General features: G+C 68.0%; 15 protein-coding genes. 7 read left to right on the forward strand and 8 right to left on the reverse strand.

Features of this window, described 5'->3' with window-relative positions; genetic code table 11:
- Positions 1–30 precede the first annotated feature (30 nt).
- From JNUCC0626_RS19570 to JNUCC0626_RS19585, 4 genes are all read right to left on the reverse strand, one after another.
- Positions 31–2,160 (reverse strand): dipeptide ABC transporter ATP-binding protein, encoded by a 2,130-nt coding sequence (locus tag JNUCC0626_RS19570; protein ID WP_394621205.1) that lies wholly within the window; start codon positions 2,158–2,160, stop codon positions 31–33.
- Entirely contained in the window at positions 2,157–3,134 is a 978-nt protein-coding gene (locus tag JNUCC0626_RS19575; protein ID WP_394621206.1) for an ABC transporter permease, read from the reverse strand. Before JNUCC0626_RS19575 ends, JNUCC0626_RS19570 begins: the two co-directional genes overlap by 4 nt.
- 16 nt (positions 3,135–3,150) lie before the next feature.
- Positions 3,151–4,128: an ABC transporter permease gene (locus JNUCC0626_RS19580; protein WP_394621207.1), complete on the reverse strand. Its 978-nt coding sequence runs from the start codon at positions 4,126–4,128 to the stop codon at positions 3,151–3,153.
- Between the two features lie 484 nt (positions 4,129–4,612).
- On the reverse strand, positions 4,613–5,641 hold the full coding sequence (locus JNUCC0626_RS19585) for a hypothetical protein (RefSeq protein ID WP_394621208.1): 1,029 nt from the start codon (positions 5,639–5,641) through the stop codon (positions 4,613–4,615).
- A gap of 42 nt (positions 5,642–5,683) precedes the next feature.
- Between JNUCC0626_RS19585 and JNUCC0626_RS19590 the strand changes: the two genes are divergently transcribed.
- Genes JNUCC0626_RS19590 through JNUCC0626_RS19600 form a run of 3 tightly spaced genes read left to right on the forward strand, consistent with a single transcriptional unit; the run spans position 5,684 to position 8,088 of the window.
- Positions 5,684–6,163 (forward strand): DUF6886 family protein, encoded by a 480-nt coding sequence (locus JNUCC0626_RS19590; RefSeq protein ID WP_394621209.1) that lies wholly within the window; start codon positions 5,684–5,686, stop codon positions 6,161–6,163.
- A gap of 9 nt (positions 6,164–6,172) precedes the next feature.
- Positions 6,173–6,823 (forward strand): response regulator transcription factor, encoded by a 651-nt coding sequence (locus tag JNUCC0626_RS19595; RefSeq protein WP_394621210.1) that lies wholly within the window; start codon positions 6,173–6,175, stop codon positions 6,821–6,823.
- The gene (locus JNUCC0626_RS19600; RefSeq protein ID WP_394621211.1) at positions 6,820–8,088 is read left to right on the forward strand and encodes a sensor histidine kinase; all 1,269 of its coding nucleotides are present in this window, start codon (positions 6,820–6,822) and stop codon (positions 8,086–8,088) included. The genes JNUCC0626_RS19595 and JNUCC0626_RS19600 overlap by 4 nt, the downstream gene beginning before the upstream one ends.
- Here the strand turns inward: JNUCC0626_RS19600 and JNUCC0626_RS19605 are convergent.
- A complete protein-coding gene (locus JNUCC0626_RS19605) occupies positions 8,045–8,533 on the reverse strand; it encodes an SgcJ/EcaC family oxidoreductase (protein WP_394621212.1) in 489 nt (162 codons plus the stop codon). The two genes, JNUCC0626_RS19600 and JNUCC0626_RS19605, sit on opposite strands and share 44 nt — an antisense overlap.
- Before the next feature lie 122 nt (positions 8,534–8,655).
- On the opposite strand from JNUCC0626_RS19605, the gene JNUCC0626_RS19610 reads away from it, so the two are divergent.
- Positions 8,656–9,030: a PH domain-containing protein gene (locus JNUCC0626_RS19610; protein ID WP_394621213.1), complete on the forward strand. Its 375-nt coding sequence runs from the start codon at positions 8,656–8,658 to the stop codon at positions 9,028–9,030.
- Positions 9,031–9,327: 297 nt separating this feature from the next.
- Here JNUCC0626_RS19610 and JNUCC0626_RS19615 read toward each other — a convergent pair whose 3' ends face one another.
- Together JNUCC0626_RS19615 and JNUCC0626_RS19620 are read right to left on the reverse strand one after the other, a co-directional pair.
- Positions 9,328–9,777, reverse strand: a complete 450-nt coding sequence (locus JNUCC0626_RS19615) for a DoxX family membrane protein (RefSeq protein WP_394621214.1) — start codon at positions 9,775–9,777, stop codon at positions 9,328–9,330.
- A gap of 139 nt (positions 9,778–9,916) precedes the next feature.
- Positions 9,917–10,576: a winged helix-turn-helix transcriptional regulator gene (locus JNUCC0626_RS19620; protein WP_394621215.1), complete on the reverse strand. Its 660-nt coding sequence runs from the start codon at positions 10,574–10,576 to the stop codon at positions 9,917–9,919.
- Between the two features lie 94 nt (positions 10,577–10,670).
- Here JNUCC0626_RS19620 and JNUCC0626_RS19625 point away from each other — a divergent pair, with 94 nt between their 5' ends.
- The 3 genes from JNUCC0626_RS19625 to JNUCC0626_RS19635 all read left to right on the forward strand — a co-directional run bounded on the left by JNUCC0626_RS19625 (position 10,671) and on the right by JNUCC0626_RS19635 (position 12,732).
- Complete coding sequence (locus JNUCC0626_RS19625) at positions 10,671–11,816, forward strand: acyl-CoA dehydrogenase family protein (RefSeq protein WP_394621216.1); 1,146 nt, start codon at positions 10,671–10,673, stop codon at positions 11,814–11,816.
- 68 nt (positions 11,817–11,884) lie between these two features.
- Positions 11,885–12,292 (forward strand): VOC family protein, encoded by a 408-nt coding sequence (locus JNUCC0626_RS19630; protein WP_394621217.1) that lies wholly within the window; start codon positions 11,885–11,887, stop codon positions 12,290–12,292.
- Between the two features lie 59 nt (positions 12,293–12,351).
- A complete protein-coding gene (locus tag JNUCC0626_RS19635) occupies positions 12,352–12,732 on the forward strand; it encodes a class I SAM-dependent methyltransferase (RefSeq protein WP_394621218.1) in 381 nt (126 codons plus the stop codon).
- Positions 12,733–13,155: 423 nt separating this feature from the next.
- On the opposite strand, the gene JNUCC0626_RS19640 is transcribed toward JNUCC0626_RS19635, so the two are convergent.
- Positions 13,156–13,485, reverse strand: a complete 330-nt coding sequence (locus tag JNUCC0626_RS19640) for a hypothetical protein (protein WP_394621219.1) — start codon at positions 13,483–13,485, stop codon at positions 13,156–13,158.
- Positions 13,486–13,617: the final 132 nt, after the last annotated feature.

Here is a 13,617-nt window from a genome sequence, read left to right on the forward strand (position 1 = left end):
GCTCGTAGGTGCTCTGAGGCGACGGATGCATCAGAGGACCTGACGAATCTGGGCGAAGTGGCAGGCCGCCTCGTGGTCCTCGGCCTGCGATTCGCGGAGTGGCTCCACCTCGATGCACTGGCGCTGCTGCTCGGGCGGCAGCGACGCGTGCAGGAAGCAGCGCGTGCGGAAGCGGCAGCCGGACGGCGGGTTCGCCGGGCTCGGCAGGTCGCCGGTGAGGATGATCCTCTCCCGCTGACGCTCCTTGACGGGGTCGGGAATCGGGATCGCCGACAGCAGTGCCTGCGTGTACGGGTGGCGCGGCGCGTCGAACACCGAGTCCACCTCGCCGATCTCGATGATCTTCCCGAGGTACATCACGGCCACCCGGTCCGCGATGTGCCGCACCACCGACAGGTCGTGCGCCACGAACAGGTAGGCCAGGCCCAGCTTGGACTTGAGCTCCTCCAGCAGGTTGATGACACCCGCCTGGATGGACACGTCCAGCGCCGACACCGGCTCGTCGAGCACGACGAGCTTGGGTTCGAGCGCGAGCGCCCGCGCGATGCCGATGCGCTGCCGCTGACCGCCGGAGAACTCACCGGGGTAGCGCGACAGCTGGTCGGGCCGCAGGCCGACGAGCCGCATGAGCTCCGGCACGCGCCGGTTGATCTCGTCCTTGGCGTAGCCGTGGACCTGCATCGGCTCGGCGATGCAGTCGTGGATCGTGAGGCGCGGGTCGAGCGACGCCATCGGGTCCTGGAACACCACGGACATGTCGCGGCGGATCGCGAAGCGGCGCTTGTTGTCCACATCGGACGACTTCGTGCCGAGCACGGAGATCTCGCCGCCCATGGGCTTCTGGAGGTTGAGGATCTCCATCAGCGTCGTGGTCTTGCCGCAGCCCGACTCGCCGACGAGGCCCAGGGTCTCGCCCTCGCGGATGTCGAACGAGATGCCCGCGACCGCGTGGACGGTGCCGACGCGGCGCTTGAACACCACGCCCTTGTTGACCGGGTACTCCTTCACGAGCTGGTCGAGCTCGAGCACGATGTCGCGCTGGTCGCGCGGGATCTTCGCGACCTCGGGCTCGTCGGCCACCTCGGCACCGAAGATCTCGACCGCGGCCTCGGCGCCCTCGGCGTCGGTCGCGGCGATCTCGTTGGTGCGGATGCACGCGGCCAGGTGCTCGACGGAGCCGTCGACGTCCACCAGCGGCGGCTCGGCGGTGTGGCAGGCGTCGACGACCATCGGGCAGCGCGGCGCGAACGGACACCCCGGGGGGAGATCCGTGAGCGACGGCGGGTTGCCCTTGATCGGCACGAGCGCCTGCTTCTCGCTGACGTCGAGCCGCGGGATCGAGCCGAGCAGGCCGAGCGTGTACGGCATGCGCGGCTGCTGGTAGATCTCGTCGACGTTGCCCTTTTCGACAGCGCGGCCCGCGTACATGACCATCAACCGGTCCGCGAACCCGGCGACGACGCCGAGGTCGTGGGTGATGATCACGATGCCGGCGCCGGTGACCTCCTGCGCGGTCTCCAGCAGCTGGAGCACCTGCGCCTGCACCGTCACGTCGAGCGCGGTGGTCGGCTCGTCGGCGACGATCAGGTCGGGGTCGTTGGCGATCGCCATCGCGATCACCGCGCGCTGCCGCATGCCGCCGGAGAACTCGTGCGGGAACGCCTTGGCGCGTTCGACGGCGTTCGGGATGCCGACGAGGTCGAGGAGTTCGACCGCGCGCTTGTTGGCGGCGGCCTTCGAGACCGCGCCCTTCTTGTGCACCAGGATCGCCTCGGCGATCTGGTCGCCGACGGTGTAGACCGGCGTCAGCGCGGACAACGGGTCCTGGAACACCATCGAGATGCGGCGGCCGCGGATCTTCGACAGCTCCGCGTCGCTCTGGCCGATCAGCTCACGGCCCTGGAACTTGATGGAACCGCTGATGCGCGCCGAGGACGGCAGCAGGCCCATGACGGCGAGCGACGACACGGACTTGCCCGAGCCGGACTCGCCGACGATGCCGAGGACCTCGCCCGGTGAGACGTGGTAGCTCAGCCCGCGCACGGCGTGCACGCGGCCCGCCTCGCTGGGGAAGGACACGTGCAGGTCCTCGACCTGCAGGACCGGGCCCTCGGTGGCCGGGGTCGCCGGCGTGTCGAACTGGATCTCCGAGGTGGTCATGCGGCGGCCTTCTCCTTGGTCTTCTTCTCCTTGCGGCGCACGCGCGTGGACGTCGGGTCGAGCGCGTCCCGCAGACCGTCGCCGACCCAGTTCACCGCCAGCACGAACACGACGAGGAAGCCCGCCGGGAACAGGAACAGCCACGGGAAGGTCGTCGCGGACTCCGCGTACAGGCCGATCATGGTGCCGAGCGAGACGTCGGGCGACTGCACACCGAACCCGAAGAAGCTCAGGCCGGTCTCGGCGAGCACCGCCGATCCGACGTTGATCGTCGCGTCGATGATGAGCAGCGACGCCATGTTCGGCACGATGTGCTTGGCGATGATCTTGCGCGCCGGCTGGCCCATGAACTTGGCGGCCTTGACGAACTCGCGTTCCTTCAAGGTCAGCGTCATGCCGCGGACGATGCGGGCGGTGATCATCCATTGGAACGCCGCCAGCATGAGCACCAGCAGCCACCACGACTTGCCCCTGAACCACGGGCTCAGGATCGCGATGATCAGGAACGACGGCAGCACCAGCAGCAGGTCGACGACCCACATGAGCGTCTTGTCGGCGATGCCGAGGAAGTACCCGGCGGCCGCACCGACGACCGCGGCGATGGTCGTCGAGATCAGCGCCACGAGCAGGCCGATGATCAGCGACTTCTGCAGTCCGCGCATGGTGAGCGCGAACATGTCGGTACCGATCTTGTCGGTGCCGAAGATGTGGTCGGCGTAGGGCGGCTCGAGGAACGCCGCGTAGTCCTGCTGGTCGTAGGTCCACTTCGACAGCAGCGGGCCCACGAACGCCATCAGGTACATGCCGATGATGACGACCAGCCCGACCAGGGCCAGCTTGTTGCGCATGAAGCGGATGAACACGAGCCTGCCTCGTGTCATCGCCTTTTCGGGTTCGGGAGCAGCGTCGACTGGGCTGCCCGAGGCGGCACCGGTGGTTCCGGCGGCGTCGCCCTCGTTGAGGATCACGGTCACGTCGTCGTCACCTTGCCTAGTTCACGCGGATTCGGGGATCGAGCGCGGCGTACAGCACGTCGGCCAGCCAGCCGGAGAACAGCACGCAGACGGCGACGAAGAGCGTCACCGTGGCGGTGATGTTCGCGTCCTGCGAGCCGATGCCGACGACCAGCCAGTCACCCATGCCGTACCAGGTGAAGATCTTCTCCGTGAACGTGCCACCGACGACGAGCAGGCCGAACCCGAACGCGAACAGCGTCGCCATCGGGATCAGCGCGGTGCGCAGGCCGTGCTTGAACAGCGCCTTGCGGCGGGTGAGTCCCTTGGCCTGGGCGGTGCGCAGGAAGTCGCTGCCGAGCACGTCGAGCATCGACGAGCGCTGGTAGCGGCTGTAGAAGGCGATCTGGCCGAGCGCGATCGCGAGCGTCGGCAGGATCAGGTGTTGCAACCGGTCCCCCAGTTGCTCGAACCAGTTCCCCTGAAAACCGGGGGTGGTCTCGCCCACGAAGATCAGCACGTTGCTGCCGATCGCGTCGTTGAGGCCCTGGGCACCCAGCTTGAGCAGCGGTCCGAGCACCAGAACGGGCATGGACAGCAATATGAAGCTGAACAGGGTCGCGAAGTAGTCGCTGAACTTGTACTGCCGGATCGCGCTCACGACGCCCAGCAGCACGCCGAACACGATGCCGAACGTGATGCCCAGCAGGAACAGCCTCAAGCTCACGCCGATCCGCCGGCCGAGTTCGTCGGTGATCGGGCGGTCCGCGACGGTGCGACCGAAGTCGCCCTGAACCACACCGCTCATCCAGGTCACGAACCGCTGCGGGATCGGCTGGTCGAGGTGCAGGTCTCGTTTCTTCGCCTCGATCGATGCCGCCGGAGGCGGTGGGTTGCGTTGTTGCAACACCCCGATCGGGTCAAAGGTGGCGGAGGCCAACGTGAACGCGAGGAACGTCGCCACGAGGGCGAGCACCACGTAGTTGACCAACCGCCGCAACAGAAATCCGGCCACCCGTGTTCAGTCCTCTCCCCGGTGGTTGCGACTTCGGCTCACTGGATTGCAGTGGACGAGTTGCAAGAGATTAACCGCCGTTCAGGCGGACCGCTGCCCACCCCCACCATTGCGTGGAGGCCCACTGACCGGGCCATAGTCACCCATGCGTGGAGGAAAGGTGGGCGGAACAGCCACATCCACAGTTGACTCTCGTGAATTGTGTGCTCAAGCGTGACCATTGTGCGGCCGTATCGCTGTATTCAGCGTGAAGTTCCGGTTCGCCACGATGGATGTGACGCATCTGGGTGAATGCATTGACCAGAAGACGTGGGACAAGCAGCGCAATGTGATCAGAAACCGGCATCACTCTGCGGAGCGCCTCGAACATCGAGGGTAACTGCACCGACGCGGAGCAGGGCAGACGCCCGAGCGGCGCACCGGACGCTCGCCCGAACGGCGTGAACCGCGTCACAAACAGCGGGGCCAGATGGATTAGGGGACCCTAAGAAATGCGCCAGAGCCGGCCGCCCGCGATCACGAACACCTGACCGCCCGCCTTCTCCGCCGCCACCACCGCGCCGGACGGGCCGTCCGCCGGTCGTTCGTCCTTTTCGGACACCAGCTTGACGCCGTTGTGGTCCACGAGAAGCGTCGGCGTTCCGTTGACGTCCACGGGTGCGGCGAGGGTCATGTCGTCATCGACCGGGATGTCCGGGGTGGTGAGCTTCTTCCAGTCCGCGCCGGTGCCCGACCACCACGCGAGTTTGCCCTTCGCCCTGCCCACGACCTGGCACGTGCCGTTCCAGCACCGACCGGCCAGCGCCGCGTCGCCGTCCGGCAGGATCGCGGTGGTCCAGGTGGTGCCGTCGAACTGCCAGACCGCGGCGCTCACGACTCCCTTGGCGATCTGCCAGCCGGTGACGAGCGCGCCGTCGCCGTTCTGCGTCACGGCCAGGGGAAAGCGCAGGAGTTCCTGCGAGCTCTCGAGAACCGTGCCCGCGGACGGCTGCCTGGTCCACGTGTCGGCGGCGTAGCTCCACGCCGCGATGTCGAGGCCCGCCTTGGCGCTCTGCCAGGTGCCGATGATCAACGGACCGGCGGCGGTGCGCACCGGGCCGATGAGCTCACCCGCGCCGTACCCGCCGAACGTGCTGAAGGCCTGCGGTTTCTCGGTGATGGCACGGGTGTCGCCGGTCCACGCGCTCCAGCGGACGTTGCCGTGCGCCCCACCCCGTTCGCCGCCCACGCCCGTGATCGTCATGCCGTCGGAGGTGATGCCGTACCAGTGCGCTTCCTTGCCGTACGGCGTCGCGGGGGTGAGCCGCGAGTTGCTGACCTTGCCGTCGGCCGAGCGGGTCACGAGTTCCGGGTGGTCGGCCGGGCGGGTGCCGATGACCAGCAGATCGTTGTGCGTGGCCAGGGCTTCCGGGGTGGCGGTGAGATCGACGGCGGTGAAGCCGACGGAGTTGTCCGCGCCGCCTGATGAGCAGCCGGTGAGGACCAGCAGAACCGCGAGCGTGAGCCTCCGCATGCGGGCCAGTATGACCACATGCGCCCCGAACACGATCAGGTAATGCACTTCTCCGAGGATCCGGGGATCGCGCGGTTCGTGCCGCACCTGGCGGCGACGGCGCGGCAGGCCGGGGAGTACGTGTGGGCGGTGGACGCGGGACGGGCCCCGGACTACTGGTTTCCCCGGCAGTGCCCGCGAGTCCTGACATGGACGGACGCCTGGCGCGTGCACGCCGTCGAGTACGGGTGGCTGGAACGGATGCGGACCGTCGAGCTGTACGCGTACCGGTTCGACGCGGCGCGGTTCCGGCCGTTCGGCGAGGAGGGCGAAGGGGGCGGGCACGCGCACGTCGCCACCGAGACCGTGGTGCCGCTCGGGCCCGCCGAACGCGTCGGCGACCTGTTCGCGGTGCACGAGGAGGCGGGGATCGAACTGCGGGTGCTCGCGAACCTCTGGGCGTTCTGGGACGAGGTCGTCGCCAGTGGCCACGACTTCAGCGGCATCCGGCTCCGGAACGCCCTGCCGCGATCAGTGGAATGATCAGCGCCCATGCGGGTGCTGCTGGTGGAGGACGACGAGCCGATCGCGGAATCGCTCACGCGAGGGCTGTCCCGCTACGGGTTCGAGGTCCGGTGGGTGCGCACGGGTGCGGAAGCGCTGGCGGCGGAGGACTTCGCCCTGGTGCTCGTGGACCTCGGGCTGCCCGACGTGGACGGGCTCGACGTCTGCCGTGAGCTGCGGGCGCGCTCGGACGTGCCGATCATCGTCATCAGCGCGCGGTCGGACGAGGTGGACCGGGTGGTCGGGCTGGAGATCGGCGCCGACGACTACGTCACGAAACCGTTCGGGGTGCGGGAGGTCGTCGCCCGGATGCGGGCGGTGCTGCGGCGGGTGCAGCCGGCCGCGAAGGAGCCGGAACGGCACGGGCGGGTGCGGATCGACCGGCGCGGGCGGCGGGTGCACCTCGACGGCGGCGAGGTCGAGCTGACGCCGAAGGAGTTCGACCTGCTCGCGTTCCTCGCCGAGGACCCCGGCGCGGTGTTCACCCGCGAGCAGATCATGGAGGCGGTGTGGGACGAGAACTGGTTCGGCCCCACCAAGACGCTCGACGTGCACGTCGGGGTGCTGCGCCGCAAGCTCGGTGACGCCGCGTCGCTGGAAACTGTGCGGGGCGTGGGTTTCCGGCTGGTGCTCACGTGATCAGGCAGCTCGCCTGGAGCTACCTGCTGCTGGTCGCGGTGGCGATCGCGGCGTTCACGGTGCCGGTGGCGTTCACGTTGAACCAGCAGCTCTACGACGACGCCGTGAACACCGCGCGGCGCGAGGCCGACACCGCCGCGCTGCTGCTCGCGTCCGGCGACACGAGGTCGTTGAACGCGCTGGTGGACGCCTACGAACGCCAGACGCCCGGCCAGATCGACGTGCTCGAACCGCAGCCGGAGTCGAAGGTCTGGGACGACGAGGGCCTCAAGCTCACGGTCCCGGCGAAGACCCCGGACGGCACGGTGGTCGGTGCGATCCGGCTGTCCTATCCGGACGGTCCCATCACGCAGCGGCTCTGGCAGATCTGGGGTTTCCGGGCCGCGCTCGCCGTCGGCGTGCTGATCCTGGCCGCGTTCCTGGGGCTGTGGCTCGCGAAACGGGTCACCCGGCCGTTGCGGGAGCTCAACGCGATGGCGGGCAGGCTGCGCGACGGCGACCTGACCGCGCGGGCCGAGGAGACCGGGCCGCCCGAGACCCGCACGCTCGCCAGGACGTTGAACACCGCCACCGAGACGATCGGCACGCTGGTCGGCTCGCAACGGGCGTTCATCGGCGACGCCTCGCACCAGCTCCGCACGCCGCTGACCGCGTTGCGGCTCTCGCTCGACAACGTGGCGGACGGCGTGGACGACCCGCTGGTGCGCGAGGACGTCGAGATGGCGACGGCCGAGGTGGTGCGGATGTCCAGGCTGGTCAACGGGTTGCTCGCGCTGGCCCGCGCCGAGGCCGACGTCGCCCACCCCGAACCGGTGCAGGTGCTCGACGTCGTCGCCGAACGGTTCACGGCGTGGCGCGCGGCCGCCGACGAACGCTCGATCTCGTTGGTGAGCGAGGGGTTCGACATCCGCGTGCTGGCCACGCCCGGCCACCTGGAGCAGGTGCTGGACAACGTGCTGTCCAACGCCCTGGAGGTCTCCCCCGACGGCGCCACGATCCTCCTCCGCACCACCCGGCCCGGCCTGCTGGAGGTGATCGACTCCGGTCCCGGCCTGCCCGAGGCCGACCGGGCGCGGGCGTGCGACAGGTTCTGGCGCGGCCAGGGCCTGACCGGCAAGGGCGGGTCCGGGCTCGGCCTCGCGATCGTGAAGCAGCTCGTCACCGACGACGGCGGGGCCGTCACGCTGGAGGCGGCGGGAAGCGGCGGCCTGTGCGTGCGGATCAGACTTGCTCCGGCATCGCCGACGAGTGGTGGTTCACGATGAGCCACTTCCCGTCGATCTTCTCGTAGACGAACGTGTAGCGGGCGTCGACCGTCGTCGCCTTGCCGTCCTTGGTGAGCGCGAACCGGTAGGTGCCCGCGTCGATCGCGTCGTCGGCGTCGAGGACGGCGACGTGCGAGTCGAGGATGCTGCCGCTCGGCTTGCCCAGCAGGAAGTGCTCGAAGTAGTCGACGATCTCGGCACGCGTGGAGCGCACCTGGTTCGAGACGGTCGGCAGCAGAACCGCGTTCGGAGCGTAGCGATCAGCCACCTTCTGTGGGTCACCCGTCGCGAGGGAGGCGTTCCAGTCGGCGAACAACGCCTTGATCTGGTCGGTCGTCGGCGCCTGGTCCGTTCCGGCAGTGGTTTGTGCTGGAGCACTGGAACATCCGACGAGCAGAGCGGTGGCTGCGATGAGTGCGGCGGCTCCGACTAGGTGGTTGCGCATTGTGTCGTTCTCCCCGATCGAGTGGTTGTTGAGATCCACTTTCGGGCTAGTCGAGGAAGCGTCCGCACAGGAGAAGCCCAGTACCGGGACAATCTTTCGGAAAGCCTGGTAAACGTGGACGTATGGGACTTCTCAGCGGAATGATGGGGAACGCTTCGAAGCTCGACCCGCGGGACGCCGCCAAGGAGTTCGGGCGGCTGCTCTCGCACGGCGAGCAGATCCACGCGGCGTACCAGCTGGTGCGCGACTCGTTCCTGTTCACCGACCGGCGGCTGATCCTGGTCGACAAGCAGGGCATGACGGGCAAGAAGGTCGAGTACCACTCGATTCCCTACAAGGCGATCACGCAGTTCTCAGTGGAGACGGCCGGTCACTTCGACCTCGACGCCGAGCTCAAGATCTGGGTCTCCAGCCACGACGTGCCGATCTCCAAGCAGTTCGGCAAGGGCGTCGACGTCTACGAGGTGCAGGCGCTGCTGGCCGCGTTCGTCCGGTAGCAGGGCCACGACGAGCTCGGCCAGCGCGATCAGCACCGCGGTGAGCAGGTGGCTCGTGTCGAGCAGGACGTTCAGGGCCGTCAGGACCACGGGCGCGACCCGGCCGCGAACCAGCACTCGCAGGACGGCGGTGGCGCAGCGGGTCGTGGACATTTCCCTGTCCTCTCAGGCGTTTCCGGCTCTCACTGATACGTCGAACCAGACCGTCCGAAATCGACACCAGGCCACAGATTCCTTGTCCCACAACGAAAAATCCCCCGCAGGCGAGGTGCCTACGGGGGATTTCGCTTGTGCGGTCTAGCGAGCCTGCAACATCGGGCGGAACTTGTCGCGGTAGGCCCACGCGAGACCGAGCACGGCGACGGTGACGAAGATGCCCACGGGCAGGCCCTCGGTCTCCAGGAACACGTGGTACAGCACGATGTTCACGATCATCGGGGCCAGCAGCGCCAGCGCCAGCGGCACGAACCGGCCGGTCAGCAGGAAGAGTCCCGCGACGACCTGCACGGCGGACGCCAGGTGCAGCATGTACCCGGTCGCGGCCAGCGCCAGCGTGAACGCCACCCCGGCGGGCGCCATCGTGCTCGGATCCGGGGCGGGCATGAAGTTCAACCACCCGTTCAAGCCGGTCGTGGTGAACAGCAGGCCGGTCAGCACGCGGGTCACGATCGTGAGGTGACGGGCGAACGCGGACTTGCGGGCGACGGGCGCGGTGGTGGCGGCGGGGGTGGTGATCGTGGCGGTCATGTCGAGTTCCTCCTGGGCTGCTGTGTGCCTTCACTGATGAGTCGAACGGGCACCACCCCGGATCGACACGACAGCCCAGAAAATCTTGAAGTTTCTCGTTCGCGCAGGTCAGGAGCGCGAATTTGCCAGTTGTGCCCAGTCAGACGCGGGCGCCTCGCACGATCTCGGCGACCGGACTGAGCTTCAGCCACGCCGGCAGCCCGCGCACCACCCACCGCGTCCCGGTCAGTTCGATCGTGCCCGCCCGCACCGCGTCGAGCAGGTCGACCTCGCCCTCCCACATCCGGTAGAGCGTCGCGATGTCGGACGCCAGCACGGCGTCGACCTCGAGCCCGGGGTCGGTGTAGCAGATGGAGGCGTCACCGGGTTCGACGACGAGCCAGAACGTGCGGCGCCGGTCGCTGATGCGGACCTCGATGTTCGCGCGCTTGTCGAGCGTCCCGGTGTCGACGCGGCCGTGCATCCACCACATCAGCACCTCGGGGTCGAGCTCGTCGGCCCGCGGGTCGCCGAACGCGTACCGGGCACCCCAGTCGGCCAGCCCGAACACCAGCGGCCGCAGCGCCTGCCCGGCCGGCGTCAGCTCGTAGCCGTCCCCGGTGCGCAGCACCAGCTCAGCTTTCGCCAGCTGCCGCAGCCGCTGGGACAGCAACGCGCGCGAGAGCCCCGGCAGGCCGCGGGAGATCTCGTTGAAGCGCGAGGCACCGACCAGCATGTCCCGCACGATCAGCAACGTCCACCGGTCGCCCAGCACCTCGACGGCGCGGACGATCGGGCAGTACTGCGCATAGGTCCTCACAGGGGAAGTCTCCGCCCGGGAAGGCGTTTCGTTACCGCCGTCCGGTTCACTTTCAGAACTACCCGCGGGCCTTGCGGCTTCCTACTTTCGTCCTATGACAACACTTGAGACACCAAGGGTGACCGGCACGTTCCCGACCGTCACCAGAGACGACGACGCGAAGTTCGTGGACATGGCGGCCCGCATCGGCGCCATCGCCGCCCGGCACGCCTCCGAGCACGACCGCGAAGCCACGTTCGTGAGCGAGGCCTACGAGGCCATGCGCGAGGAGGGCTACCTGGCGTTGGCCGTACCCGAGGAACTGGGCGGGCTCGGCGCCACCACCCGCCAGGTCTGCTACGCGCAGGCCGAACTGGCCAGGCACGACGGCGCCACCGCCCTCGCCGTCACGATGCACCTCTACCTCACGCTGATGCAGGTCTACCGCAGACGCAAGGGCGCACCGGACGCGGAGGGCGTGCTGCGCCGCGTGGCCGCGGAAGGCCTGGTCATCGCCACCAGCGGCGGCTCCGACTGGCTGTGGCCGACCACCACCGCCACGCCCGTCGACGGCGGTTTCCTGATCAACGGCCGCAAGGCGTTCTGCAGCCAGTCCCCGCGCGCGAACGTCGTCGCCACGTCAGCCGTCCTCGGCGAGGAGGTCCTGCACTTCAGCGCGCCCCTGAACGCCGACGGCGTGCGCATCGAGGAAACCTGGGACACGCTGGGCATGCGCGGCACGGCCAGCCACGACGTCGTGCTCGAAGACGTGTTCATCCCGGCCGACAAGATCGCGGCAAAGCGCCCGTACGGCGAGTTCGGCGTCCCCCTGTTCGCGGCGATCGTGCACTTCGCCCCGATCTGCGGCGCGACCTACTACGGCATCGCGGCAGGCGCGCGAGACGTGGCCGTGAAGTCGACGTCGAAGAACGCCGTCCGCCAGATCGGGCTGATGGACTACAAACTGCGCACCGCCTGGTGGTCGCTCATGGGTTCGATCGAGGAACTCGGCACCGACTACACCGCCAACGCCGAGTCGACCGTCACCGTGATGCTCGCGAAGCGCCAGGCCGTCCTCGAAGCCATCGAGGTCGTCGACCTGGCCATGGAGGTCCTGGGTGGACGGTCGTTCTTCAAGCGCTCACCCCTGGAACGCGCCTACCGCGACGTCCGCGCGGGCACGTTCCACCCGCTCACCCCCGAAGCCACACTCGTGTACGCAGGCAAGGTGGCACAGGGTGACCCCGGAATCACGGAATAAGTTCAAGTTGTAGACACGCCAAGGGTTTGCGAGGATTCGGGCCCGTCTCTTCTGAAGGAGCGATTCCGGTGGCCACTCGCCTCAACCCGTACATCAGCTTCGACGGCCAGGCCCGCCAGGCGATGGAGTTCTACCACTCGATCTTCGGCGGCGAACTGAAGATGAACACGTTCGGCGAGTTCGGCATGCAGGACACGCCGCAGGCCGACCAGATCATGCACGCACAACTGGAAACCGAACTCGGCTACACGATCATGGCGTCCGACACGCCCCCCGGCATGGACTACCAGCCAGGCGCACGCGTCACGATGTCCCTCTCCGGCGACGAAGAGGTGCTCCGCACCTACTTCACCAAACTCGCCGAGGGCGGCAAAGTGGGCACGCCGCTGGAAAAGCAGATGTGGGGCGACGAGTACGGCGACCTGGTGGACCAGTACGGCGTCAACTGGATGGTCAACCTGGGCGGCCTCGGCTAACACCTTCGGCGGGGCTGCGGGAGTAGCCCCGCCCGCCGCACTGACGCATGATGTGGACCATGAGCGAGCGTCTGCGGGACGTGGTCGGCCAACTCGCGATCCAGCCGACCTCCCGAGTGCTGGAAATCGGCTGCGGCCAAGGAGTAGCAGCCACCATGGTCTGCCAACTCCTCACCACGGGCACCTACACGGCAATAGACCGCTCCGTGAAAATGATCGAGGCGGCCACCCGCCGCAACGCCCCCTACGTGTCCTCAGGCAGAGCCGAATTCCTGATCGCCTCACTGGAGGACGCAAACCTGGGCGACCGCCGCTTCGACGTGGTGTTCGCCGTACGAGTGGGCCTGTTCCACCGCGACCCGACCCGAGCCCACTCTCTCCTCGCACCTTGGCTGGCGCCGGGCGCACACGTGCAGTCGTTCTTCGACGTGCCGGTCTAGCCCACACGCACGCACGCAACCGCACTCGCGAACGCAAGGTGACCACCGTCTTGGCCCGGCGCGCGCACGCAACCGGCGGCCACCAACGCACGCCAACCACCTAAGAATCCTGGCGTGGCGAAGCGAAGCGAGCCCGAACGGGCTGCTACCGGGTTGGGAACCGGTTCCGCCGCTCATGGCGATTGGGGCTTGACCTTGAGGGGCTGGATGCCAACCTGTCCGGTCCGGCCGGGGAGCTTCTATCCCCGGCCTTTGAGGCCGCGAATGCATCCAGCTAGAGGCTCAAGGTCAAGCCCCAATCGCAACCCCGCTCATTCGTCACGACCTACGCGAGCACCCTCGCAACCGCAGCCCAACCAACCGAACGCAACCCACCCCGCTGGAACAGGAACCAGCCAACACAAGTCGACCCGCACGGAAGGGTCAAACCCGGCTGAACAGATCCGTGATCAGCTTCTTGGAAGGCTCAACCCCAGCCGGCGACATGACCTCGATCTGAGTCTTCCCCTTGCGCGCAACCACCGTGTGCTGAGCAGTCTCCGCTCCCCCAGCCGACGACTCGTAAGCCTCGTCGAACAACCCCTCAACCACCTTGGCCTTCTCCGGTCGCCCCTGAGCGAACGAAGCCGCGGTGACGTTGGTGGTGAACCGAACCTCCACCGGCATCCCAGCCCCCACGTAGTTACACGTGGTAACAGCCTTGTCCACGGTCTCCCGCTGTCCCTGCAACCGCAGGTTCAACGCCTTCCCCACCACAGACGAGTTGGCGTTGGCACAGGTAGGCCCACTACCGGCAGGCTGCTCAACAGTCGTCTGAACAGCAGGCGCCTGCGTAGGGGCAGCCTCGGGCTCGGAAGTGCATCCGGCAAGCAGGACCGCGACAAC

Origin of the sequence: Lentzea sp. JNUCC 0626 (assembly GCF_043632865.1) — a bacterium.
In the GTDB taxonomy this organism is placed as follows: domain Bacteria; phylum Actinomycetota; class Actinomycetes; order Mycobacteriales; family Pseudonocardiaceae; genus Lentzea.